The sequence below is a fragment of the Flavobacterium sp. ARAG 55.4 genome (assembly GCF_051846875.1).
Taxonomy (GTDB): Bacteria; Bacteroidota; Bacteroidia; order Flavobacteriales; family Flavobacteriaceae; genus Flavobacterium; species Flavobacterium plantiphilum.
Window position 1 is genome coordinate 173,160 of record NZ_JBPYCT010000007.1, and the last position, 24,820, is coordinate 197,979.

The 24,820-nt window shown below is 34.6% G+C and carries 27 protein-coding genes; 21 read left to right on the top strand and 6 right to left on the bottom strand.

The window, feature by feature from the left end:
* Nucleotide 1: 1 nt before the first annotated feature.
* Nucleotides 2–2,239, bottom strand: a complete 2,238-nt coding sequence (locus ACSV4D_RS10000) for an FUSC family membrane protein (RefSeq protein ID WP_439228172.1) — start codon at nt 2,237–2,239, stop codon at nt 2–4.
* 196 nt (nt 2,240–2,435) lie between these two features.
* On the opposite strand from ACSV4D_RS10000, the gene def reads away from it, so the two are divergent.
* From def to ACSV4D_RS10085, 17 genes are all read left to right on the top strand, one after another.
* Nucleotides 2,436–3,023 carry a peptide deformylase gene (gene def / locus ACSV4D_RS10005; protein WP_408082029.1) on the top strand — a complete coding sequence of 196 codons (588 nt, stop codon included), beginning with the start codon at nt 2,436–2,438 and terminating at the stop codon, nt 3,021–3,023.
* A 77-nt stretch (nt 3,024–3,100) separates the two neighbouring features.
* The gene (locus ACSV4D_RS10010; RefSeq protein ID WP_439228173.1) at nt 3,101–3,571 is read left to right on the top strand and encodes a DUF5606 family protein; all 471 of its coding nucleotides are present in this window, start codon (nt 3,101–3,103) and stop codon (nt 3,569–3,571) included.
* A gap of 82 nt (nt 3,572–3,653) precedes the next feature.
* Nucleotides 3,654–4,427 carry a nucleoside triphosphate pyrophosphohydrolase gene (mazG, locus tag ACSV4D_RS10015; protein ID WP_439228174.1) on the top strand — a complete coding sequence of 258 codons (774 nt, stop codon included), beginning with the start codon at nt 3,654–3,656 and terminating at the stop codon, nt 4,425–4,427.
* A gap of 457 nt (nt 4,428–4,884) precedes the next feature.
* The gene (locus ACSV4D_RS10020) at nt 4,885–6,135 is read left to right on the top strand and encodes a site-specific integrase (RefSeq protein ID WP_439228175.1); all 1,251 of its coding nucleotides are present in this window, start codon (nt 4,885–4,887) and stop codon (nt 6,133–6,135) included.
* Between the two features lie 635 nt (nt 6,136–6,770).
* Nucleotides 6,771–7,148 (top strand): single-stranded DNA-binding protein, encoded by a 378-nt coding sequence (locus ACSV4D_RS10025; protein WP_439228176.1) that lies wholly within the window; start codon nt 6,771–6,773, stop codon nt 7,146–7,148.
* A gap of 34 nt (nt 7,149–7,182) precedes the next feature.
* On the top strand, nt 7,183–8,256 hold the full coding sequence (locus tag ACSV4D_RS10030) for a DUF932 domain-containing protein (protein WP_439228177.1): 1,074 nt from the start codon (nt 7,183–7,185) through the stop codon (nt 8,254–8,256).
* Between the two features lie 52 nt (nt 8,257–8,308).
* Nucleotides 8,309–8,776, top strand: coding sequence for a hypothetical protein (locus ACSV4D_RS10035; protein WP_439228178.1), 468 nt, complete (start codon nt 8,309–8,311; stop codon nt 8,774–8,776).
* A gap of 5 nt (nt 8,777–8,781) precedes the next feature.
* Nucleotides 8,782–8,991 (top strand): hypothetical protein, encoded by a 210-nt coding sequence (locus tag ACSV4D_RS10040; RefSeq protein WP_439228179.1) that lies wholly within the window; start codon nt 8,782–8,784, stop codon nt 8,989–8,991.
* Nucleotides 8,988–9,512, top strand: a complete 525-nt coding sequence (locus ACSV4D_RS10045) for a PRTRC system protein E (RefSeq protein ID WP_439228180.1) — start codon at nt 8,988–8,990, stop codon at nt 9,510–9,512. Before ACSV4D_RS10040 ends, ACSV4D_RS10045 begins: the two co-directional genes overlap by 4 nt.
* 30 nt (nt 9,513–9,542) lie before the next feature.
* Entirely contained in the window at nt 9,543–9,761 is a 219-nt protein-coding gene (locus ACSV4D_RS10050) for a PRTRC system protein C (RefSeq protein WP_013406998.1), read from the top strand.
* A gap of 16 nt (nt 9,762–9,777) precedes the next feature.
* Nucleotides 9,778–10,932, top strand: a complete 1,155-nt coding sequence (locus tag ACSV4D_RS10055; RefSeq protein WP_439228181.1) for a hypothetical protein — start codon at nt 9,778–9,780, stop codon at nt 10,930–10,932.
* 10 nt (nt 10,933–10,942) lie between these two features.
* The gene (locus ACSV4D_RS10060) at nt 10,943–11,656 is read left to right on the top strand and encodes a PRTRC system protein B (RefSeq protein ID WP_439228182.1); all 714 of its coding nucleotides are present in this window, start codon (nt 10,943–10,945) and stop codon (nt 11,654–11,656) included.
* A complete protein-coding gene (locus ACSV4D_RS10065; protein ID WP_439228183.1) occupies nt 11,656–12,462 on the top strand; it encodes a PRTRC system ThiF family protein in 807 nt (268 codons plus the stop codon). The genes ACSV4D_RS10060 and ACSV4D_RS10065 overlap by 1 nt, the downstream gene beginning before the upstream one ends.
* A gap of 347 nt (nt 12,463–12,809) precedes the next feature.
* The gene (locus ACSV4D_RS10070) at nt 12,810–15,218 is read left to right on the top strand and encodes a hypothetical protein (protein WP_439228184.1); all 2,409 of its coding nucleotides are present in this window, start codon (nt 12,810–12,812) and stop codon (nt 15,216–15,218) included.
* A 23-nt stretch (nt 15,219–15,241) separates the two neighbouring features.
* Nucleotides 15,242–15,928 carry a hypothetical protein gene (locus ACSV4D_RS10075; protein ID WP_144281950.1) on the top strand — a complete coding sequence of 229 codons (687 nt, stop codon included), beginning with the start codon at nt 15,242–15,244 and terminating at the stop codon, nt 15,926–15,928.
* A gap of 53 nt (nt 15,929–15,981) precedes the next feature.
* Nucleotides 15,982–16,971, top strand: a complete 990-nt coding sequence (locus ACSV4D_RS10080) for a hypothetical protein (protein ID WP_439228185.1) — start codon at nt 15,982–15,984, stop codon at nt 16,969–16,971.
* Nucleotides 16,972–17,135: 164 nt separating this feature from the next.
* Nucleotides 17,136–19,130, top strand: a complete 1,995-nt coding sequence (locus tag ACSV4D_RS10085) for an ATP-binding protein (protein WP_439228186.1) — start codon at nt 17,136–17,138, stop codon at nt 19,128–19,130.
* Here ACSV4D_RS10085 and ACSV4D_RS10090 read toward each other — a convergent pair whose 3' ends face one another.
* From ACSV4D_RS10090 to ACSV4D_RS10100, 3 genes are all read right to left on the bottom strand, one after another.
* Nucleotides 19,131–19,526, bottom strand: a complete 396-nt coding sequence (locus ACSV4D_RS10090) for a DNA-binding response regulator (RefSeq protein ID WP_439228187.1) — start codon at nt 19,524–19,526, stop codon at nt 19,131–19,133. It abuts the gene before it with no gap.
* Nucleotides 19,527–19,800: 274 nt separating this feature from the next.
* Nucleotides 19,801–20,052, bottom strand: coding sequence for a helix-turn-helix domain-containing protein (locus tag ACSV4D_RS10095; protein ID WP_439228197.1), 252 nt, complete (start codon nt 20,050–20,052; stop codon nt 19,801–19,803).
* Between the two features lie 28 nt (nt 20,053–20,080).
* On the bottom strand, nt 20,081–20,392 hold the full coding sequence (locus tag ACSV4D_RS10100; RefSeq protein ID WP_439228188.1) for a helix-turn-helix domain-containing protein: 312 nt from the start codon (nt 20,390–20,392) through the stop codon (nt 20,081–20,083).
* A 243-nt stretch (nt 20,393–20,635) separates the two neighbouring features.
* Between ACSV4D_RS10100 and ACSV4D_RS10105 the strand changes: the two genes are divergently transcribed.
* Nucleotides 20,636–20,887 (top strand): hypothetical protein, encoded by a 252-nt coding sequence (locus ACSV4D_RS10105; protein ID WP_439228189.1) that lies wholly within the window; start codon nt 20,636–20,638, stop codon nt 20,885–20,887.
* A gap of 4 nt (nt 20,888–20,891) precedes the next feature.
* On the opposite strand, the gene ACSV4D_RS10110 is transcribed toward ACSV4D_RS10105, so the two are convergent.
* Nucleotides 20,892–21,314 (bottom strand): DUF1330 domain-containing protein, encoded by a 423-nt coding sequence (locus tag ACSV4D_RS10110; protein WP_439228190.1) that lies wholly within the window; start codon nt 21,312–21,314, stop codon nt 20,892–20,894.
* Nucleotides 21,315–21,441: 127 nt separating this feature from the next.
* Nucleotides 21,442–22,245, bottom strand: a complete 804-nt coding sequence (locus ACSV4D_RS10115; protein WP_439228191.1) for an alpha/beta fold hydrolase — start codon at nt 22,243–22,245, stop codon at nt 21,442–21,444.
* Between the two features lie 211 nt (nt 22,246–22,456).
* Here ACSV4D_RS10115 and ACSV4D_RS10120 point away from each other — a divergent pair, with 211 nt between their 5' ends.
* The 3 genes from ACSV4D_RS10120 to ACSV4D_RS10130 all read left to right on the top strand — a co-directional run bounded on the left by ACSV4D_RS10120 (nt 22,457) and on the right by ACSV4D_RS10130 (nt 24,679).
* A complete protein-coding gene (locus tag ACSV4D_RS10120; protein ID WP_439228192.1) occupies nt 22,457–23,329 on the top strand; it encodes an AraC family transcriptional regulator in 873 nt (290 codons plus the stop codon).
* A 6-nt stretch (nt 23,330–23,335) separates the two neighbouring features.
* On the top strand, nt 23,336–24,073 hold the full coding sequence (locus ACSV4D_RS10125) for a DUF6597 domain-containing transcriptional factor (protein ID WP_439228193.1): 738 nt from the start codon (nt 23,336–23,338) through the stop codon (nt 24,071–24,073).
* A gap of 72 nt (nt 24,074–24,145) precedes the next feature.
* Complete coding sequence (locus ACSV4D_RS10130) at nt 24,146–24,679, top strand: dihydrofolate reductase family protein (RefSeq protein WP_439228194.1); 534 nt, start codon at nt 24,146–24,148, stop codon at nt 24,677–24,679.
* The last annotated feature ends 141 nt before the right edge of the window (nt 24,680–24,820 follow it).

Sequence of the window (24,820 nt, forward strand, 5' to 3'; positions counted from 1 at the left end):
TTTATAAAACAGCTTCTTTTTTAGAAGTTACAGACATTAATAGCTGAGCTGTTTTTACGATATTTTCAGACAGGCTGGTCATCCAGATGAGTTGTTCGATAACCAATTGAGCTTCCTGCATTTTGATTTGATACGCTTCCTCATCAATAAGTTTTATTTGTTTGAGTTCTTTAGCACGAATGTTTTTCAATTCGGTAAGTCTTTGATCCAGATCTTCATTAGAAGCTGCCGCTATCGAATCAAAATGTTGCTTTTCTAATATATTCATTGCAAACTCTAAATTTTCAATAACCTTATCTACAACTACATTAAAGGCTTTTGAAGCTTCTGTTGTTTTATGGGACTGAATGTAAGTTCCTAATGAAGCAATAGAAGATAATAAAGAATGATTGAGCACAGTCAGTTTGTATACTTGGGCAAGTTTGTTTTGTTTGGATTTAGGCTCCTGTAACATTCTTTGAAATGAAGCCATTAAATTCCCAATTTCGATAAAAGCCTGTTTTCGCGCAAGACGGTATTCGGTAGGAACTTCTCCTTTTTTATTGTACAGTGTAGATATTTCTTTTAAATAATTCCTGTTGGCTTCTATTGCGTTTTTAATATACTCTGGAAGATTTAAAAATTCCCACGATGGCCATAAAAAATAATTGGCTAAAAGACACAGAATTGCTCCCACAATAGTATCTAAAATACGGTATTCAATTACATTACCATTATCAGGAGCCAGAATTCCATAAATCAGAATGACATAAATAGTAATAAAGGTAGCTCCGATTTTGTAGTTAGTAGGATTGAAGGAAAAGCCCAGAAGCATGGCAATGATAGCAACAGTACTGATGACATAAGAATCATGAACTAGCGAAAGAATTCCAAAAGCAATAACGCCACCCACTAATGTCCCAAAAATTCGATGGTAGGTGCGCTCATTAGTGAGTCCGAATCCTTGTTTCATAATCACAACAATAGTCAGGATTATCCAATATACATTTTCTAACGGAAGTACTTTTCCAATCATATATCCCAATAGAATAGTGATTGTTATTCGAAGCGAATGTCTGAAAACAGTGGATGAAAAACTTAAATTCTCAGTAAATGTACTCAGTGGATAATATTGCGGTTTGATAAATTTTTCGATATCCTTATCTCTTCCTTTCAGGTCTTTTGAGTTAATGTTATCTGTATATGCACGCTCCAGAGTGATGATTTTTTCCACCTGTTTTTCGGCATAGTGCAACATGGTAATCAGCATTAAAACTTCTTCTGAGGAGGATTCGGTCTGAATATTTTTTTTATAATCTTTAATAGTAAGTTCAAACTGATGTAAATCTTCAATTAAATTGTGTCTGGACTCATAAGCTTTAGCATCTTCAATGCTTTTAGAAATTAGTTTCAGGCTTTTAGCAAGATTATAGGCTAAATTCTGATAGGTTTGTAAAGCTTTGGGATAGCCGTCAAATTTTTGATGCAATTTATTATGGTCAAAAGAAGTGGCCATCGCCAGTTCTAATATTTCTACTAATGAAATAAAACTTAGCAGCATTTTTCTGTTTTGCCCCGATGAACCTGATTTGGTTCTGTTAGTAACAAGAATTTCCCGAATGTTTTCGTGTAGTACATTTAGTTCCACTTGAAAATGCAGTTGTTTCTTGGTTATGGCTTTCCTGTCGGAATTTAATTCCCATAAATCTCCGCGTAATTTAAGATATTTTGCCGTCAGACGCATGCATTCTGCCATTTGTAATTCTACATAGCGATTGGGTTTGATGTGAAAAAAAATGACTGAGATTAAGGTATAAAATAATCCTCCAATTAATAATAGTCCGGAATACCTAAGCATTTCCCAACCTGAATTTAAATGAGCAAAAGCCAGCGAAAGGGATAGCAGTGCCGAAAAAGAAACCATGGTAGCCCGTTGTCCGTAGACTAAAATCATCGAAACACAAAAAACCAGTAAAAGCAATACCGGGTAAAATAACCATGGCAGCGGATAACAAAGATTGATAATCAGGTTTACGCCGGCGATAATAAAAGAAGTCACCAGTAAACCATTAATTTTATGTTTTAAATTACTTGGAATATCACTTGGAAAAGTAAAAAAAGCCCCTAAAGCAATAGTAAAGCCTATTTGAAAATTGCCCAGATAAGAAAATAATAAAACAGGAGAGACAGCGGCAATAGTAACTTTTAGTGCATTACTGAATTCAGTACTCGAAAAAAATTTCTGAATTTTTGAAATCATAAATTTAGGATTATCTGCAAAGGTATGAATTGTACGATTTATCAATGAGATAAATGAAATTGTTTTTTTAAGATTAAATTTAAAGATACTATTTATTCTCATTCACTTTAAGCATTGTTTAAATTTTACTATTTTTGGCAATCCTAATTTAGGCGTTACAATCTTTATCAGGTTAATAATTTTTAATACAACAACAATGATTTTACCAATTGTAGGATATGGTGATCCGGTTTTAAGAAAAGTAGGAGAGGATATAACTTCCGGATATCCTAACTTGAAAGAAACAATTGCCAACATGTACGAAACAATGTATAACGCATCCGGAGTAGGGCTTGCAGCGCCACAAGTAGGAATAGCAATTCGTTTATTTGTAATAGACGCTACCCCTTTTAGCGATGACGAAGATTTACATGCTGATCAGCAAAAACAATTAAAAGGTTTTAAACGTACTTTTATTAATGCTAAAATCATTAAGGAAGAAGGAAATGACTGGTCTTTTAATGAAGGTTGTCTGAGTATACCTGATGTTCGTGAAGATGTATACCGCAAAGAAAAAATTACTATCGAATATTGCGAAGAGGATTTTGTGATGAAAACGGAAGTTTTTGACGGATTGATTGCAAGAGTTATCCAGCACGAATACGATCATATTGAAGGTGTGTTGTTTACCGATAAAATCTCATCACTTAAAAAACGATTAATCAAAGGAAAGCTTAAGAATATCATGGAAGGGAAAACTTTTCAGGATTACAGAATGCGATTCTTTGCTAAAAAAGGAAGATAAAAACCTTTTTTGGTATTGTTTTTGACAAAGTAGCGACAGAAAAAATAAAATGAATTCTTAATAATAATTATAAAAGCATGAATTTAGATAAAGTATTAGCGATTTCAGGAAAACCGGGTTTATATGTTTTAAAAGTACAAACGCGTACTGGTTTTGTAGCAGAATCATTAGCAGATGGTAAAAAAATCACTGTAAACTTAAAAAGTAATGTGAGCTTGTTATCTGAAATTTCAGTGTACACTTACGAAGGTGAAAAACCATTGAAAGAAGTGATGAGCAGCATCGCTGAAAAAGAAAATAACGGTCCTGCTATTTCTCACAAAGAAGATCCTGCAACTTTAGCGGCTTATTTCAAAGAGGTTTTACCAAACTATGATGAGGAAAGAGTTTATGCTTCAGATATCAAGAAAATTTTAAACTGGTACAACACCTTGCAGGCTAAAGGATTAGTTGTTGAGGAGACTCCTACAGAGGAAGTAGCAGAAGCAGCAGTTGCTGAGACAGTTCCGGCTGAAAAACCAAAAAAAGCTAAAAAAGTAACGGAATAATTCTTTTTTAATAATATAAAAATCCTGTGTTCTAAACGGCTTAGAACACAGGATTTCTTATTTTTACACCAAACTAAATCCAATGAACGCGAGACAAATTCAACTACAGGCTTTTGAAAGATTATTAGACATCATGGACGATTTGCGTGAAAAATGTCCCTGGGATAAAAAACAAACCCTGCAAACCCTTAGGCATCTTACTATTGAAGAGACCTATGAGCTGGGTGATGCCATTTTAGATAATGATTTAAACGAAGTCAAAAAAGAGTTGGGGGATTTGTTATTGCATATCGTTTTTTATGCTAAGATTGGCAGTGAAACCAACGATTTTGATATTGCCGATGTGTGTAATGAAATTTGTGAAAAACTCATTCACCGTCATCCGCATATTTATAGCGATACTGTTGTAAAAGATGAAGAAGAAGTCAAGCAAAACTGGGAAAAACTTAAGCTCAAAGAAGGGAAAAAATCGGTTTTGGAAGGAGTTCCCAGAAGTTTACCGGCATTGGTAAAAGCCAGCAGAATTCAGGATAAGGTAAAAGGAGTAGGTTTTGACTGGGAAGAACCGCATCAGGTTTGGGACAAAGTGCAAGAAGAATTAGAAGAACTGCAAGTTGAGGTAAAATCAGGGAATCCGGATAAAATAGAAGCCGAATTTGGTGATGTTTTGTTCTCCATGATTAATTATGCCCGTTTTTTAAAGGTTAATCCGGAAGATGCCTTAGAGCGGACGAATAAAAAATTCATTAAACGTTTTCAATATCTGGAAAGCAAAGCAGGAGAATTAGGAAAATCACTCTCTGATATGACTTTGGCAGAGATGGATGTTTTTTGGGAAGAAGCTAAAAAGCTTTAAAAAACAGATTTTATAAATCATAATTTGGAACTTAAAAGATAATAAAATCAAATGAGTCAAGGCTATACTGAGTTTTTTCGGATGAATTTATTCTTAATTTTTTAAAAAATACTTTTGTGCTTTTGATGAAAGCCTGATTTTATAAAAAGGCTATTATTTACAGATTTCATCTTAAAGAATATTGATTTTTTTTACAAAAAAATATTAGAAGAACGTAAAAATAAGCAAAATGGTTAAGACCATTCATATACAGTAGTTTAGAAAACGTGAGGAAAAATTTGGAAGTAGGAGTCCGACAGGTTTTGAGCTTAAAATGACAGGGTTAGGTTACTAAATCGTTACTGACTATAATCTAATCGATAACGATATAATGCATTATATTTCAGTCATTTGCACTTGTTTTCATATCCCCTTGTAACTCAATAAAATTTAATTTTAAACGTTAAACAATTGAGTTATGGAACAAGAGAAAAGATCCACGTTCAAACTGCTTTTCTACCTGAAGAAGAATGAACCTAAGAAGAACGGAAACGTGCCTGTTATGGGACGTATCACTATTGACGGAACGCCCAAATCCTTTAGTACCAAACTAGACATCAACCCCAATAATTGGGATTTAAAGCACGGAAGAGTTTTAGGTAAAAGTACCCAGGCCCTGAGTACCAATCTCAAATTGGACAATATTCGGGTACGTATCAACAAGATTTACGATGATATGCTCAAGGATGAAGGCTTTGCAACTGCACAAAAAGTAAAGCTGTCCTTTTTAGGGGTTGGTGTAATGGATGATGCCATCCTTAAAGTATTTAAAGACCAGAATGAGGATTTTGAAAGGATGGTCAACAAAGGAAAACGTTCTCAGAATACTTACAATAAATACAAGACTGTATACAACCATCTTAATGAATTTATCAAAGAACGCTATCACAGGGAAGATTTGGCATTTCGGGAACTTACCTCAGACTTTATCCGGGAGTTTGATTTCTTTCTACGAATAGATAAAGAATGTACACATAATACGGTTTGGGTTTATACCATGCCGGTTATTGCTTTGGCTGATCTTGCGATTAAAAAAGGTCTTATACGCCAAAACCCTTTTGAAGATTACGAAATCAGTATGGAAGAAACTGATCGTAGCTATCTTTTAAAGGAGAATGTAGAAAAGCTAATGCTTCTAAAACCGTCTAAGGACAAATATGAATTTGTAAAAGATATTTTCATTTTCAGTTGCTTTACAGGGCTTTCTTATATTGATATTCAAAAGCTGAAATGGAGCAATATACAGTCATTTTTTGATGGACACCAATGGATCATCAGCAGAAGAAAAAAATCAGATGTTGCTTCAAACGTCCGCCTATTGGAAATTCCGAAGCGTATAATTGAAAAATACAGGGGAGTTACACGTAGTGATTATGTATTTCCTGTTCCTTCCAATGCTACCTGCAATAGCCACGTAAAGAAAATGATAGAAGAAGCAGAAATTGTTACAGAACAGAAAGTAACCTTTCATACTGCACGCCACACCTTTGCTACTATGTTCCTGACCGAAGGTGTTCCACTTGAAAGCCTTAGCAAAATGATGGGGCATAAAAACATTTCTACCACACAGATTTACGCCAAGATTACAAGTCAAAAAATCAGCAAGGATATGGATTTGGTAGCACCTAAATTTAAGGAGATTGAAGACGCATTTTTGACAGTCTTATAATTAACTTCTATCAATAACGAGCAGAACTTATCGGTTCTGCTTTTTTATGCCCATACTTTTTATAGCCAAAGCACATTTACTTTACTTTCCTATTCCCCTACTGTAAAAGAGCTTTTCGGCTACTCCTGGAATAGAAGATTAAAAAATATTGCCATCAACTTCTCCCATACAAAATAATTTTTTAATCCTCCGTAAGTGTGGCTCTAATAGCCACACAGCTTTAAAAAAGTGTTTTAAAAATTCAGCGAATTGGAAGTGTTATTTCAATTCACTGTAAACCATTTCTCAATGCCATCTTCTTGGCTTCCACATTCATTTTATCCAAAGACCCGTATGCTTTTTTGTCCCATTTCAAGAGCAAAGGTATTTCCGTGTTCTTAACGCATCACAAAGGTCAAGCAAGTTTGGAAAATAATCTCCACCCTTTGGGTAGTATTTTTTTCCAAAACCTTGGTGCTGCTAAACACGAACCTTTTATGCTCGTGAAACGAAACATAGCATACTCCGGCTCTTTAAACGAATAAAAAAAATGTCAGACAGAAAGATTAAAAACATTGGAAATGGTAATGAAACGAAACAGCACCTCCTCTCATTGCCGAATAAATCTAAAAAACAATAACTAAAAATTAAAGAAGATGAACATCACAGGAAGACTGACAAGGGATGCGGAAGTACGCACAACGTCACAAGAAAAACATGTAGTAAACTTTTCGATAGCAACCAACGACAGCTACCGTAACAAACAGGGCGAACGCATAGAGCAAACTACCTATTTCGATTGCTCTTACTGGATAAGCCCAAATGTAGCGAAGATACTCACTAAAGGCACATTGGTAGAGCTGACAGGCAGGGTAAGTGCAAGGGCGTGGACAGGTAATGACGGAGAAGCACACGCAGGATTAAATTTCCATACCTCAAACATCAAGCTGCACGGAGGTGGCAAGAAATCAGAAACCGCACAAACTACCACAGGAACAAGCAACAACAAGTCAGAGGACGACCTCCCATTTTAATAACGAATATTTCAAACATTTAAAATCATTTATCATGGCACATAATATCAATTTCAACGAGAGAACAGGACGTTATTCATTCTTTAGCGTACAACAAAAAGCGTGGCACGGTTTAGGGCAAATCGTGGAGCAATACCCCACAAGCGAGGAAGCTATCAAATATGCAGGGTTAGATTATGAAGTCGTAAAATCCCTACTGTTTACAAAAGGTTCGGGGATTATCGAAACCACCAACGGTATCGAGATAGGCAGTACTGAATTAGAAGTACCTAACTATTTCGCCAACATACGCACCGATAACAATGCAGTATTGGGTGTAGTCGGCAAGGATTACCACATTGTACAAAACCGTGAAGCCTTTAATTTCTTTGATGCCATTGTAGGCGGTGGCGAGGGCATTCTGTACGAAACCGCAGGAGCATTAGGGAACGGAGAACGCATTTTCATCACAGCCAAACTGCCCGACTATATTCGTGTGGGTAATGGCGATGATGTTACGGAAAAGTACATTTTCTTAACCACTTCGCACGATGGTAGCGGAAGTATCACAGCCGCATTTACACCAATCCGTATTGTTTGCCAAAATACCTTAAACGCTTCATTACGAAGTATGACCAATGTAGTCCGTATCAAGCACACTTCGGGAGCAAAACAACGTATCGAGAACGCTCACAAGATTATGGGACTTGCCAACACATTGAGCGACCAATTAGAGGGGATTTTCAACGAATGGGCAAAAGTAAAGGTAACAGACCGTGAAGTTAAAAAGCTAATCCAATTGGCACTTTGCCCGAATAAGGAAACGCTTGACCTTATCAAAAAAGGTGCAGAAGATGAAGTTTCCACGCTGTTCAAAAATACCGTAGAGGATGCCTTTGCATACGCAATGATAAGCGACACCCAACAAATGAATACTACCAAAGGCACATTGTTCGGAGCGTATAATGCGGTTACAGGCTACTATCAGAACGTAAGAAAGTACAAAGATGATGAAGCCAAGTTACAGAGTATTGTACTGGGTGGAACTGCTCAACTCAAGTCACAGAAAGCATTTGAATTGTGTAATGGCTTTGCATTAGACGGAGCAGAAATCTTTAACCTTAATTAAATAACAACAGGCTACCGCTTTAGTCGGTGGTAGCCTACTAAAAATATTCATTATGGCAAATTGGTGCAGTAATACGGTTGTATTCGAGGGGAAACCCGAAACAATCACAGCAATACAGGAACTTTTTCAATTAATAAAGGAAAAGGAAGAAGAAACAGAAGAAGGACAATTACCCGAATTTATTTCTAAAGACAATGGCGGTTATTTCTTCAATATCTATTGGAACGAGGGCGATGAAGGACAATTTCAGTATGAAACAAAGTGGTCGCCTAATATAGAAATCATTCAAAAGATAGCGGAACATTACGATGTGAATTTCACACACGACTATGAAGAAATAGGCAATCTAATATATGGCAGAGCAACATTTCATAACAAGGTACTCACAGATATTTATTTGGAAGACGAGGATTTTGAGCAATACAATTTCAATGAAGAAACAGATACGTACCATTTCGAGGAGGAAACATTCGATAGCGATTGTGAGATACTAGAAACACTTTTAGAACGAAAACTATAATTGCTATGAAAATAACAGACTTGAACGGTTGTCTTATTGAGGTAACGAACCTCAAAGAAGCTATTGAAATAGCAAGGCAATACAAAGAGTACCGCCACGAGGATAAAAGTTTCTCTGAGTTTGACAAACGGCAAAAAGCCTATTGGGCAGATATGCACGAGAAACTAGAAAAAGCAAAGAAAAAAACAACAACAATTAAAATTTCAGAACTATGAACGCAAATTTTTTCAATCATATAGCACAGTTGGACTTTACAGGAGTTTTACAACTAAACATAGCCAAAGGAGCAGAGAGCAACCTAATTGTATCAGTAATACTCAACAACGAGCAATGCGGAGATAACGCCAAAAACCTAATCCCCCCTTTGACCTTTAACGCCACACCACAGGAGTTTGACGAGGGATTTTTTCAGCAGATAACCACACCTATACAAAAGGCTTCGGGCTTAATGGTGGATATGGAAGTATTTATGAAGCAATTGGAAGAAGCTAAAAAACAATCAGCAATGGAGAAAGAAAAAGCAGAGAAAGAGAAAAAGGAAAAGGAAGCCAAAGACAAGAAGTATAAAGACGGTATGGCAAAGGCTGACGAACTGGAGAAAGAAGGCAAATTCCGTGATGCGTGGATGAAAGTACCCGATATAACGGAGTTTCCCGAAAAAGCGGACGAAATCCGTAAACGCAAAACGGAATTATCGGAGAAGTTTTCAACACCGAGTCTTTTCGGAGCAGAGTAAACCAATTGTTTAACACTTAAAACGAACATCATGTTATTAGCAACGCAATTAGAAAGGGTATTTATACTCAACGATAAAGGACAGCAAATTAAACTGACCGACCCAGAACCCAAATGGAGCGTGGAAGCCGTGATGAATTTCTATGCAAATTCTTATCCGATATTGACCACTGCCAAAGTATCTGCCCCTGTTATCCGTGACGATACAGTACAGTACCGATTTGAGAGTGTAATGGGAACGAAAGGTTAAACCAAAAATCAAAAAAATGAATTATGCAACGCAATATAATATCGGGCATCATCAAAACCCCACAGCAACCCAAACAAAAGGCTTTGCACAAACAGTTGGGCGAGTTTGCAGATTGGATGCAAAGACAAAAAAACGCAGACGAAATACGAAAAGACAAACCGAAATCCGTACCGATAGCGATGTTACCAATGGTTTTCTAAAATGCTCATTCCTGCCTAAACTGCAAGAAGCACAAACCGTACAGGCTTGTGGAAAATCCGAAAAGACGGAAAGAGATTTCTATCAGTCCCTTTCTAAATTGGCAGGGCATTACGGCATACAACCTATGCAGTCTAGGCAATACGGCTATCCCTACAATATCGCTTTGGCTTTGGATGATACAGAGGAACAATTGAGAAAGAAGTTTCGTGATTGGGAAGAACTCCGTTTGATACAGGATAGCAAAAAAATGTATTTCGTAAGTGAAGAACGGTACAGTACAGGTGCAACCTTGTATTACATTCCCGTAGTGCCATTATACCGACTATCCAAGCATCCCAATCGCAATCAAGCCGTACAGCTATTGCAATCCGTGTGTGCGTACCTATACCACATTGTAGATGTTCCTTATTATCGGCAGGAAAACAGTTACTTGTATTGGATTTATGAAATGGTAACAGATTGGATTGTAAGTGATGACGAGAATGACGACACCACAACGTATTTAAGCGAGATTAGGCAATCAGAAGAGATAGGCGAACGTATGGAAAAGAAAATTTATAACAAGCACAATTTGAGCCGATTTGCAGTCCGTTTAAACTCCTTTAAAATCAAAGATAGCTTTGACCAAGATTGCTACAAACTGGCAAGTGAAGCCTTTGCCCTGTATGAACAATACCCGAATGCCACCATAAACCGCAATGCCCTGCCAAACGGAGAAGTTAACGAAGAAAATATGGAAAATAGTATAGGGATGGAAAAGTACGTTTCGTTCTGTGCTGATGCAAAAGGTATTTTGTTTCAAACACTTTTTGACAGCGTGAACACCGAATTGCAGGAATACGGACAAATGGAAGAACCTACCATTGTGAAACGGTTTGATGGTAGTGATATTACTGCCAATACTCTTGAATTTGAAAACCGTGTTTTTGCCTTAATTGAGGAATTGATATACATACTGAATAACTTTTAGATACAGAAACATGAAAGATATAACACAAGACTTCGGAACGCTTTACCACCCTTTATCGGCTTTGGTTTTTTACCAAACCAAAGGGAATAATAAAAACACCTATGTAGAGCATTTTGATATGGATAAGAACGGTAATCCTGTCAACGCTCATCCTTTGACAGAAAGAGAAGCCAAAGTATTGGCAAAAGCACTTAATACAAAAGAGGAAAAGAGCAAGTCATTTTTAAAATCTGATGGTATTCTACCTACCAACGTCCTGCACATTAATCCAACTGAAAAGGGCATGGTACTTTGGTACACCAAGGCACGAAAAGCCAAAATGTACTTTACTGAAAGTCTTGAAATACCAAGTGGTACGGCAGAAATACCTGCAATGCTTTGGTATGCAAGTAAGCAGAGCCTAGTTGTCTTTGCACTAGAAAAAGACCGCAGACCTACCGAGAATACCGTATTATTTCACGCACCATTTTTCAACGTGTACGAGGACGGACACGTATGTATGGGAACTGTAGATATCAACATCAAAAATTCCACTTCGGTTGAAGATTTTATGCAAGTGTGGGAAAGCTACTTTTTTAACAGCTATTTCAGCCACTTGGTAAACGGACACAACCCCGTAAAAGGAAACTGTGTAAGCCTTTGGAAAGACCTTATTGACACAGACAAAGCCTTTCCTAAAGATGTATTGAAAAATACAAACAAGACCATAAAAACGATATTGTAATGAGTAAAGAAATTTTAAAAGTCCATTTTATGGACAGCGATTTGATAAACCCTACCAACCCGATAACAGTAAACGTAATCGGTGCAGGTGGCACAGGCTCAAAAGTAATGACTGCCTTGCTTGAAATGAACCACAGCCTAAACGAGTTAGGGCACGCAGGGTTGTTTATTCGTCTTTGGGATGATGATGTAATTACCCAAGCCAATTTAGGAAGACAGCGTTTTGCAGAAAGTGAGGTCGGTTTGTACAAGTCTGTTGCTATCATTAACCGCATAAACCGCTTCTCAGGTACGAACTGGAAAGCGGAAGCAGGGAAATTTGAAAAAGACAGTAAGGAAAGGTTGCCCGAAAACACACTCGCCAATATTTATATTTCTTGTGTGGACAGCGTAAAAGCAAGGTTTGAGATTGCGGACATATTAAACGGATTGAACAACGGCAAAGCCTATTCCAACCGCCCACGCTATTGGTTAGACTTTGGCAACAGTCAACATACAGGACAAGCTATACTATCTACAATAGGAACTATACAGCAACCCAAGTCCGAGAAATACGAAACGGTGGCAAGCCTGCCAATGGTTACGGATGAATTTGGTGAGTTGCTCAAACAGTCGGAACTGGAAGACGATACACCGAGCTGTTCCCTTGCCGAAGCGTTGGAAAAGCAGGACTTGTTTATCAATTCCTCATTGGTGCAGATGGGTTGCTCACTGTTATGGGGTATGTTTAGAAATGGATTAACACCATATAGGGGTTTTTTTCACAACCTGAAAGATTTCCGCACCCATCCTATAAAAGTCGCCTGATCCGAAAAATCGGGCGGCAAAAAGACACTCCCTCCCGATGGTCGGGACAGTCTTTTTGCATAAATCGGTGCAACCTGTTGGTAAAATGGAATACCTACCCACCATTCATTCCGGCACATTTTACCAAACAGTTTGCGACATTATTTGAGGGATATTCATTATCCCTTTTGTTGTTTTAGGGAACTTCTTTTCTTGCCACATTGGCGACCAAAGAAAAGAAGCAAAAGAACGCCGCTTGGTTAGACTAACGTTTATATTTTAGTAAATTCGCTATGAATTAACAATCGATTATTCTTTTGTTTCTTAAATAAGTTGCTTACAGAGAATAATAAAAAACATAATCATTCATGGCAATTAATGAAGCTACACTACAAGCTAGGTTAGATAGAGTTTTGGCTACAGTTTTTCCTACTTTCAAAGAAGTCAAGGTTGAGCACCAAAAATCTTTCAGCATAAAATTTGGACATCATAATGTTGATGTTGATTTAAAAGAACCATCCAACTATCCTTCAAGAGCAATCTTTGACATTCTCTTAACCATTGAAGGAAAAAATATTATCCTGCTGGAACTCAAAAGAGAAGAATTGACACTTATGGAAGAAGATGTCTTACAAGGTATTTCTTATGCAAGGCTTGTACATCCTATGCCTCCATTAACCTTGATTTCTAATGGCTTGGATAACCAATTTTATAATACATACACAAAAGAAAAAATTGAAACAACAAGTGTTGATTTTGATTTTATCCATAAACTAACGAATAATTCCTTTTCCCTCGCCACAAATGATTTTAAGAATGCTGTTAATCTCCTATTAAATCGTGAGCCGGAACTTTTTTCCAAAGTCATCAACCAGATAACGGAAACAAAGTTTGGGAGGATGTTGGGAGACCTAGATGATTTTACAAAATCTATTTCCCCTGATTTTCTTATAGAAAGGCAGAGCATAGCCAAAGTATTATCTCATTTTTCAAAAGGTTCAGCACTGGTCGGTATAATTGGCTCTGCATTTTCCGGTAAAACTAACTTGCTGTATCAATTCTTTCTAAAAGTAAAGAGTAATAAAGATTTTTTCCTCTATCTTGATTGTAGTGATCATAACTATTCTATATTTCAGCAACTAGCAAATCATTTTACTCAAAATGCCAAAATATCAATTTCTAAGGATAAAATACGAGAATGGCTCATAAATTCACTTACCGACTTACCTGAAGGTAAATTTTACTTATTGCTTGATAATTTTAATAATGATATTCCTGAAGCGATCAAAAGTGAAATAATCGAATTAATCGATATTTTCAAAGGTGTAAATCATCATACACTTTATACAATTGATGAATTTAATTACAAAAGAGTTGCTTATGTAGAAAACAGACAGTATAAAACAATTATAGGCGAACAGAGTCAGTTGATACAACTTGATGAACTTAGCGATGACGAATACAATGCGACTAATCAACTTCTCTTTGACGAATATAGAATAGCTATTGAGCATGGAGGACACTATACACCAGAATATCGTGAGCCAAGGATATTAAGGCATTTGATTTCTCTATATCGTGAAGAAGGAGAAGTGGATAAAGAAAAGTTTACGAAAATAGATGCAGTTCCTAATGTTAATCTTTTGTATGCTTTTTCATCCAATAAGACTTATACTAAGCAGATTAAGGATCTATATAATAAAATTGTATTCTGTTTCTTTGCCGAAAAAGAACTACGCAAGAGTAATGCCGATTTGAGTATAATGGCTTCTGGAAGTGGAGCTATAACAACCAATACTTTTAAGAGATTTTTTTCAGATGATTTTGAGACATTGATCAAATCATCGGTCGGTGTATTCAGAGATATCAGGAACGGGATGACTATTATCTATCCCAAATTCCAAGAATTAGTAGCCACACATTCTATTCCTTTAATCAGTAACCTTTTGATTCAAGAAAGTAATAAAGGTAAATCATATGAAGAGTTATGTAAACTGCTAATCGATACCGTAACCCCAATTCCATACTGTGATATTGTTGCTACTGGTGTTCTTATGGAAATAGCAAAAAGGAATGAAGTAGATCTATTCTCGGAGTTAATACAACAACTTCTAAAAACTCCTCCACGTTTTGAAAAAGTCGAAGGCGGAACTAAAGTCCTAATGTATTCCGAAGGTATAGGTCATATCCAAATTAACTTTGAAGATGATATGGATGAAGGTGGGTTTGTAGCAGATTTTCTTCCTTATGCAATACTATCTCAAATCGCTTCATACCCTTTAGGGTTAGTAGACAATGAAAAATACTCTTTATATGCCTTTCATCTTTATTTGATGTATGAAGTCGGCTCCAGCAAGGAATTTCTTCGCAGGGCTGATGTTAGATCATGGGAAAACATGAAGTCTTTGGAAAGCTTTGATTGGGAAGGCGTAGGACATTTGATTAGCGGGCATGAGGGAATCATAGAGCCTATAGTACAGTCTATTTTAAAATGTTTCCTTTCTATTCCTGAAGAAATAGTAAAGTTGTATGAAAGAGGATTTAAAGAGAATAATATCAATCTACTTTATCGGATATACTTGGCGCTAAGAACCATGACAAATTATACCGACTCTAAATTGGCAAAGATTGCGAAAGATTATGTAGCGAAATTTAATGAATATTTCAATTCTTTTATGGCTGAATTTCTTTCAAAAGATGTTGAAGACCCAGATGAAAGAGAAAAATTGAAACTTAAACTTTTGAAGTTAAAGACGAAAGATCAAGATAATGAATAAGTAAGAAAATCAAATAAAACAAATTGGAATTAATATCTAACAGTACTGGGAATTGGGAAATTTATAGAATTATTGGCAATGAAACATCTGAAGCTTTCATTGTTCGATTACCCAAAATGAATTTTAGTAACACCAAAACAAAATCCTACATCATTAATTATCAAATCATAAAGAGCATAGGTCTTCCAACCTTAAAAACTGTTGAAGAATTTGAATCTGAGAATCGAATAGGAATAAAAACAGAAGATTTGAACTACCAAAAGGAATGGATATATGTTACATACAATAGCCTATATAGCGACTCTAAAAAGCTAGTAGATATGTTAAGTCAGAACTTCATTAAAATAGATGAAAACAAAAAATCTCCAGAGTATGAAGAATTTAGATATAGAAACAAGTTGAAAGAAATCACAAATTTTGACGAGTTTATTAAAGGGGTAAAAATTGATCTATCGCTTGCTACAGAGAGAGATGTTTTAATTGAATTTGATTCATATTTTTTTGGAACCCGAAGAGACTCAGATACTTCCTGTATCGATTATAAAATTGTTGATTTAGACAATATTTACACAAATACTAGAAAAACACGAAAAGAACTTTTAGCTGATAATTTTTATGAATTTAAGAGAGCAATAAAAGGTTTTGTAAAATATTTTGTGATTCTAGAGAACCAACCTAATTACGAACAGTATTTAGATAAAATATTTTAAGAGTGTAATCAATGACATTCTATTTAATAATTCGAATCAATATAATTTATTAGATGGTAGAAACAAACATATCAATAGCCGTAAACAGAAAATCCGATATTACCTTATTAGAGCAAACAATTATAGGGAACAAGTTCCAATTTCCGGTTTACATTCGGGAATATGAATTTAGCTATCAAATAGATTTTACAAGTGATTATGAGGAATGGGAATTAGACACTGCCATTCTCAATTCTTTTCCCGGATATGAATTTACTACTGACCTTGAAAAAGGGCGTAAAGAAATACGAGTTCAGATTTCCCGATACCAATCAGAATTATCAACTGATGGCTGGGGAAGAAGAATTGAAAATCCTTTAGATGAAACTAAATATCTTGTAAAAGCATCGGTAAGTAAACCTGAAAAATTCAATCCTCAAATCAAAGTTCTATTTGAAGATAAAGAGCAGTACTACTTTGTAAATATTGTGGATGGTGTTAACAGTGCTACTGAAGAAAAAGGGTTTTTACTTTTGGATCATTTTAAAACCAATGAAACTGATGAAGCAACATTTTTTAAGGATAGATTGTATAAATCTCCTTTAGAAGCCTTTAATTCAGGATACTATAAGTTGTCTCAATTAGTAGATAAGGATTTTAGTGCTTACATTGAAAACAAAAAGAAGGAAAACAGGGCAATTCAGAAACTACCACGAAAAATCATCAGGGATTTTATAAATGCTTGTAACGCTTCCGACGATAGTAGTATCGTGAAAAATCTTGACGAGAATATCACTTTTGAAGAACGCAAAAACTGGAAAACTATATTTGAAACCGAAGGTCTTTCGAAATTCAGAGAATATTTGAAATCATCTGAACAACAATTGTGTGGCAAGGATTTTAAAATTCGATCATCTTGGAGCTTTAATTTACCATTTGTAAATGTTGGAGTAAAGCATTATCCTATTTCAGCCGATCAAGGAGAAAAGAACATCTCAAAATATGAGCAGATAAAGTTTGAATTAGCAGATAATAAAATTGTAAATATTATATATGAGAACTAAAACACTTTTTGAGCATTCTTAAATAGCTTTCAATTAGTTTTTATAAATTTACAAACGGCAATCGTTTTTGTTACATGTTTGACTAACTCTTCACGTTAGATTTAGCCTCTCAGACTGTATCAGACAGTAAGCGTATTGCAATACTAAATAAACTGACAGGCAAGATGAGTAGAATAAATATACAAGGAACCATTGATAACATACGTAGCAAGTCAAACATTTACACTCCGATTATTGAAGCGATTGTTAATTCAATCCAATCAATTGTTTTAAAGCAAATTGATAATGGTAAAATAGAAATTATTCTAAATCGAGAAAAGGTCTTAGATATAGAGAATACAATACCAAGTGTTAAAAGTATTGAGATTAGGGATAATGGCATAGGATTTACACAAGAAAACAGAGATAGTTTTGACACTTTTTACAGCGAGTACAAAAGGTCTATTGGTGGAAAAGGTTTTGGCAGATTTATGTATGTTAAATACTTCAATAATGTATTTATAAATAGTGTTTTTAGAGATAATGATCAATCCTTAAAATCTCGATACTTCCGCTTTGGAAGAGAATACGAAATTATTGTTGATGAAAAGATTGAGCCAAGTACTGCTGTTGAAACATATAGCGTTGTCACTTTGGAAAATATTAAATCCGGTCAGAATTTTGAAAAGCAAATAGAAACGATAGCAAGACGGATTCTTGATAAGATATTGATTTACTTTATCAATGATACTTTCACTCCTCCAACCATAATTTTGAAAGAAGCGGAAGGAAATCATTCAATCGTCTTAAACGATTTTCTGACCGAAATAAATGAAATAAAGCTTTGGAAAAGTAAGGATTTTACACTTCAAGATGATAAACTTCAGAAATATGAATTTGTTGCAAAAGTCTTCAAAATCTATTATCCAGGTAACCAAAAAAGTAGAGTTAGTTTAACTGGACACAACAGGGAGGTTACAGATACTCCACTCCACAAATACATACCAGAATTCGAAGATGAGTTTTTCGAAGAAGATGATAATAAAGTAAAGAGAAACTATATAATAAAAACATATATTCTTGGTGAATATTTAGACAGTAATGTATCTCTAGAGCGTGAAACTTTCGATTTCCCAAAAGAATCAAAAGATATGTATTTCCCTTTCAGTCAGGCAGATATTGAAAGAAAAGCAAGTGAAATTTCAAAAGAAGCATTTGGAGAAGATGTTCAAGTTCGTGTTCAGAAAAAAAGCGAACAAATACGAAATTATGTAAATGAATCAGCTCCTTGGCACAAACCATATCTAAATGAATTAGATATATCTACTATTCCATATAACTTAAAAGACGAAAACATTGAACTTGCTTTACAGGAAGTAAAATTTAGAAAAGAGCAAAAAACAAGAGCTGAACTTAAAGCCCTTTTAGAGAATCCCGAAGTTTCTCATAATGGACAAATGGCGGAAGCAATTTCTAAGATTTCAGAAATTGGAAAAAGTGATCTGGCACATTATGTATTCAACAGAAAAATTGTTTTAGAAGCATTTCGCCAATTGCTTAAGCGAAAGGAAGATGGCAAAGGAGAATTAGAAAGAGACATTCATAACCTGATTTTTCCTATGGGCAAGACTTCTGAAAATTGTGATTATCAAGAACATAATTTATGGTTGTTGGATGAACGTTTAATATTCTCTGAGTTTGTCGCCTCAGACAAGAAAATATCTACGAAGAAGGATGCGCTGGGTGAGCCTGATTTAGTGGTGTTTGACAAAAAACAATCCTTTAGAAGCGGGGATAATAATTATAGCAATCCTCTTACTATTTTTGAGTTTAAGCGTCCTAAAAGAGAGGCGTATAAGACTGATGATGATCCGATAATGCAAATTGGAAAATATGTAAAGGATATTCGGGCAGGAAAATACGAAATGCCTGAAGGTTTAGAAAAGATTAAAGTTAATGAATCAACACCAGTTTATGCTTATGTAGTTTGCGATTTGACTCCTAAAATAAGAGAGTTTGCTGAAGAATTACATTCTCTTACCAAAAGTCCTGATGATGAGGGCTATTTTGGTTTCTTAAGAGGATACAATATGTATGTTGAGGTAATCAGTTTCAAAAAGATGATGGACGATGCGACACTCAGAAATAAGATATTTTTTAAAAAATTACATCTTGAATAATTAGCTTTTTTTTGCTTCAATTTTTATAACTTTCTTAAAATCATCCACATCGCTACCAAGTAGCAGATAACTTGAAAACCCAATGTCTAAAAGAGATTTCCCAACTTTCTCATCATCGATATCACTATGAGCAACCAGTTTGATTGCAGGGTACTCTTTCCTTAATTCCTGAAGCTGTTTAAGCACATTTTGGTCGTAAAAATCCAAGTCAATAATACAGAATTTGGGGAGTTCATTCAATGAAGACAACTGTGAGAGCCCTTTTTTAATGCTCTCTGACCGGCACAGGACTTCCATTCCTGATGCAGCAAGGTCGTTGCAGATACTATCGGTTACAGGGCTTTTGTCATTGATAAAAGACAGGGAGATTGTTTTTTGTACAGTACCAGTTTTCATATCGTTACCTTTTTTTGAGTTAGATGAAGTTCCTGCACAAAAAGAAAGCGCAGGCAACTACACTTACCGCACATTGAGGTACTGGTATACCCGACAACGAATAAGCGAGCGCCCACGCCTATGGCATGAGCGTTCTTCCTTATCGTCCCGTTGTCTAAAAATTACCAGTTTTCAATGTGGGACTTAAAGCAAAAACACTTTAAGTATTTCTATATTTTACATAGCAAAGATACTAAACTCGTTTCGATATAGAAATATGATTCCTCGAAATCCGTTACTTGTTCTTTTGTCCATTGCAGACATAGTTTTGTTCAAGTATCCGTAAAAGGTCGGTTTGCTTAAAAATGATTTTGCCGCCTATCTGGATGTATGGGAGTATTTGGTCATCACGGTATTGCTGTAAAGTCCGTCTGCTGATGTGTAACAGTTTACACACGTCTTCGCCTGAAAGATATATTTCACCGTTCATTAAAGGGCGGTAGTTTTTCAATATGCTTTCAATACGGCTGCGTAGCTGTGTAATCATTTCCCTGTGGGCGATGATTTCGTCACTATCATTCGTGAATAAATCCATTTTCAGTAGTATTGTCCGGCTGTCCAGCTTCGAGCAAAGTTTGCACATCCGAGCGTTTATAATAATTTTTGCGGTTCAGTTTTGAATACGGTAAAAGTCCTTTGCTTTTGTAGGTCTGTAAAGTCCGTTTGGTAATGTTCATCATCAAACACACTTCCTGGTTATCGAGCCACTTTTCTTCTTTGAAAATCGGTGTGTATTTTTTCGTGGCGTTTTCGGTCATTTCTAAAAGTGCTTTTAGCTCATTTTTCATGCCGTCTAGTACGGACTTTTGTACTGCTAAGACTTCCATATCCAACTTGTTTTTTTATTTCAAAATCTAATTTATAAAGTCTTTTTTCGTATTTTTCTACATTGTACTCATTGGCAGTGGAAGGCAGTATTTGGCTGGACAAGAGCAATTATTTAATGGTTTTAATAAATCAATAATTAGCTATCTCAGTTCATTTTTTACCAAATGGTAAATATGCCAAATGATATTATTTTTAACTTGCACATATGGAAGAACTTTATAAATATAAATTACTTGAAGAAAATGAAAGTGAATACCCAGATTAATACTACCTCTACCGCTGTTGAGATTTTCAAAACCAATGTCACGCATAATCAGTTAGCCAACAAAATAGTAGCTGACCTCAAACATTTATATCCTGAGTATCGCATCAATTTTGATTTAGAGGATTGTGATAAAGTACTTCGTATAGAAAGTTATACAGGTATTGATATTTTAGGCATTCTCAACTATGGCAGTTTAAACAGCTTAGAAATAAATCTTATTGACTATTAGATGTTTAAAATTTTATTTCAGAACTTGGTAGTAAACGTGAATCTTCAAGAGCAGCAGTTCTATGACCAGCATTTTTTAGATAATCTTCACTTTGTGCAAATTCCATAAATTTTAGTACGGATTGATGTTTAACCAATAAAACAGCATCCCATTTTTCAGTTTCCGGACCAATTAGAAAGTTGTTAGCTTTTCCAAAGTAAATTATTTGACTTCCAGCTTGGTTCAAAAGCGGTAAAGTAGAATCGAGATATAATTGATAGGCTTGTTCACCACTAATTTCTTGTTTAGGACTTAGATGTTCTAAACTCTTGTAGTCAGCTATTTCTTTAAACTTTAATAAATTTAGCATTACTATTTCTCCTCTATCCTTAAAGTTTTGATAAAATTGTTTACCGTTATCAAGTGTTGCTTCTAAATATTTTTCCATAATTTGCTAGTTTTAAAATTGAATATAAATAGTTATTTAAGCATATATACAATATAATTTTTTAAAGGCTTTTTTGTGTTTTACAAAAGGTTCACCAAGCTTGCTTAAACACGATTGTCACTATAACTTAAATATTTTCCAAAAAATCCAAAACTAATTTTTCAAACTCAATTTTACGTTCAATATTTGTTAAATGAACCACTGGTAAAATTACTAATTTTGATTGAGGTATCGCAGAATTTATTTGCTCGCTATGTTCAGGTTTAGTAACCTCATCATATTTGCCTGCAATGATCAAGGTAGGGTTAGTAATTAATGAATTGGTTTTTCTAAAATCTGAATCTCTAACCGCTGCATACGAACCTGCCAGTCCAACAGGAGAGGTTTTAAGGATCATTTTTCGAAAAGGCAACACAACTTCTTTTTGGTTAACAATCATATCTTCTGAAAACCATCCTCGAATAAACATATCTTCAAAGTAATTCATATTGGGTTGTGTATTCAGTATGCGGATATTTTCATTCCATAATTTTGCAGGTCCTAAGTAAGGGGCGGTATTTACTAATATTAATTTATCTATTCTATCTGAAGCATGTATACCTAACCATTGCCCAATAAAACCACCGAGAGAAAGCCCACAAAAATGAACTTGTTTTATTTGTAGATAGTCTAACAATTCTATGAGATCAAGAGACATTCTAGCAATGGAATAATCACCAACGGGTGCATCTGACAAACCATTACCTCTTGTATCAAACCGAATAATCGTATAATATTTACTGAAATTCTCAATCTGGCCATCCCACATGGTAAAATTGGTTGCTATAGAGTTTGACAATACTAAAACGGGTTTTGATAAATTACCTTCAATTTTGTAAGCAATCTTGCATCCATCGCCCGTAGTAAAATACGACACATTTTTATTTTCCATTTTTATATTTTTGATTAGTGAATTTTTTCTTTTGTTGGGCTTCAGAGCCATATGTAATAATTAATAATGTTAAAAAAACTAGAGTTCTCATTTTATAATAATATAGATAATAAGTTCAAAAAGTACATTTGTGTTTAAAACTCAAAAGTACTATCACAAAGAGATTCTGTATTTTTAAAAACAGAGGATATTTTTGTAAAACAAAAGGTTTATGAAAAAAAAGCAATTATATAAATCAATTGAGTTATTTGTCTCTGAAAATGAAAATTGGCAGGAAAGTGCACTGGTTTATCATTTTTTTGAAATAGTTCAAATTATGGAAGGCAGTGGAGTAAGAATAGTAAATGAAAACAATTATACATATAAAAAAGGTGATATTTTCTTATTTACACCAATGGATTGTAGAGGTTTTAAAAGTTTAACTACCACAAAATTTTGCTCTATACGATTTTCTGAAATATTTCTATCTACCGAAATAGATGCGGTAAACCAAAATAGTAATTTGAAATGGCTAAAGCAACTGGAACAATTATTTTACCATCATAACAGATTTGATTCCGTTATGATCCAGAATACTAGTGATTGCCAAATGATTTCTAATCTTATTGCTAATATTATAATAGAACATAATCAAAGAGCTTTGTATCATGAACAAAATATGCAACAGTATATAACTTTGATTTTAAATATTTTATCGCGAAATATTATACCTGTATCCAACCATGAAATTATACAAATCGAGGAACCACTTATTAATAGAATGTTGACTTATATAAAGCAAAATATAGATAAACCGCACCTTTTAAAAATCGATAATATTTCTAAAAAATTTAATCTTTCTAAAAATTATGTTGGAGAATATTTTAAGAAACTTACAGGTGAAAATCTTCAGAAATATATTTCATTTTACAAAATGAAATGTGTAGAGGAAAGATTATTATATAGCGAATATACAATCAGCCAAATTTCAAATGAACTAGGATTTACGGACGAGAGTCATCTTAGTCGACAATTTAAAAAATATTATGGAGTAAGTCCAAGTAAATTTAAACAAGAATTTTTCAGAAAGTTAGCAGATAAATAAGTGCTTATGGTTTATAAAAAAATAAATCCAAGTCATAACCTCCAAAATGAAATTCACAGCTATTGGGAATTAACAGGAGATACATCGAGTAATCATTGGGAACGTATTTTCCCTGATGGTTGCCCAGGTTTGATTATGAACCTTGGAGATAGCTGCACTACCGATAATGGTGCTGTAAAAATGGAGCACGGTAAAACCTATCTCGTTGGAGCAATGACTACTTTTAAAGAAAGTTACATCAATGAAAACACACACCTTATAGGAGTTTGTCTTAAACCTTCCGCTTTAGCATTATTTTTCTCTTATTGCTCTCTCAGCGAGATAAAAAATAATACAGTTCTATTTGACAAAAATCTATCTTTTGATAGAGACCTTTTTTTTAAGGATAACTACACCAATTATTTAAATCAATTTTTTACAGATAGAAAAAATAATAAGGACACAAGATTAAGTTCGGTTATAGATGATATACAGGTGTCAAGAGGTTTAATGACTATTGATGTATTGTCAAAACATAGTGGAATTTCAATAAGGCAATTAGAGAGGTTATTTAACAGCTTTATAGGGTTAACCCCAAAAGAATACGCAAACATTATTCGTCTACAATACGCAATGAATTTAATTGCATCACAAAAGGAACACAAATCATTCTCAGATATAGCATTTGAATGTGGATATTATGACCATTCTCATCTCACCAATGCTATAAAACGTCATACAGGGTATTTACCCTCCGAACTTTAAATTGTCGCATTTTTCCAAAGAATAACACTAGTCAACTTTCTATTTTTGTAGAAAATTAAAATTTCACACCAAATGAGAAAAATAAAACTATTTATAGCAACCAGTTTAGACGGATTTATAGCGCAACCAAATGATGACCTTAGTTTTTTAAAGTTAGTTGAAAAAGAAGGAGAAGATTATGGTTATGATGCATTTACTTCATCCATAGATACGATTATTATTGGTCGTAAAACCTATGATTATGTTGTAAAAGAGATTGGTGCTTCTCACTACGATAATGGGAAAAGAGATGTTTATGTAATTACAAGAACGGAACGTCCAGACAACGGTAGAATTAAATTTTATACAGGTAACATAAAAGACCTTGTAACAAAGATTAAGAGCGAAGCGGGTAAAGACATTTATTGTGATGGTGGTGCTGAATTAGTTAACGAACTACTTAAAAACGATCTCATTGATGAACTTACTATTTCCATTGTGCCCATTCTTGTTGGCAATGGTACAAGATTATTTAAAGAAGGTAGACCAAAGCAACTGTTGGAATTTATAAGTGCCAAAACATTTGATACAGGATTGATACAGTTGTATTACAAGCGAAAAAAATAAACAACGAACAATGATGAATAGAATGGAACATATAAATCCGGAAGGACTAATAAAAAATTCTGCGTTTTCTCAAATCATAACGACTGAAGGAAACGGAAAGACAATTTATATAGGTGGACAAAATGCAGTAAATGGAAACGG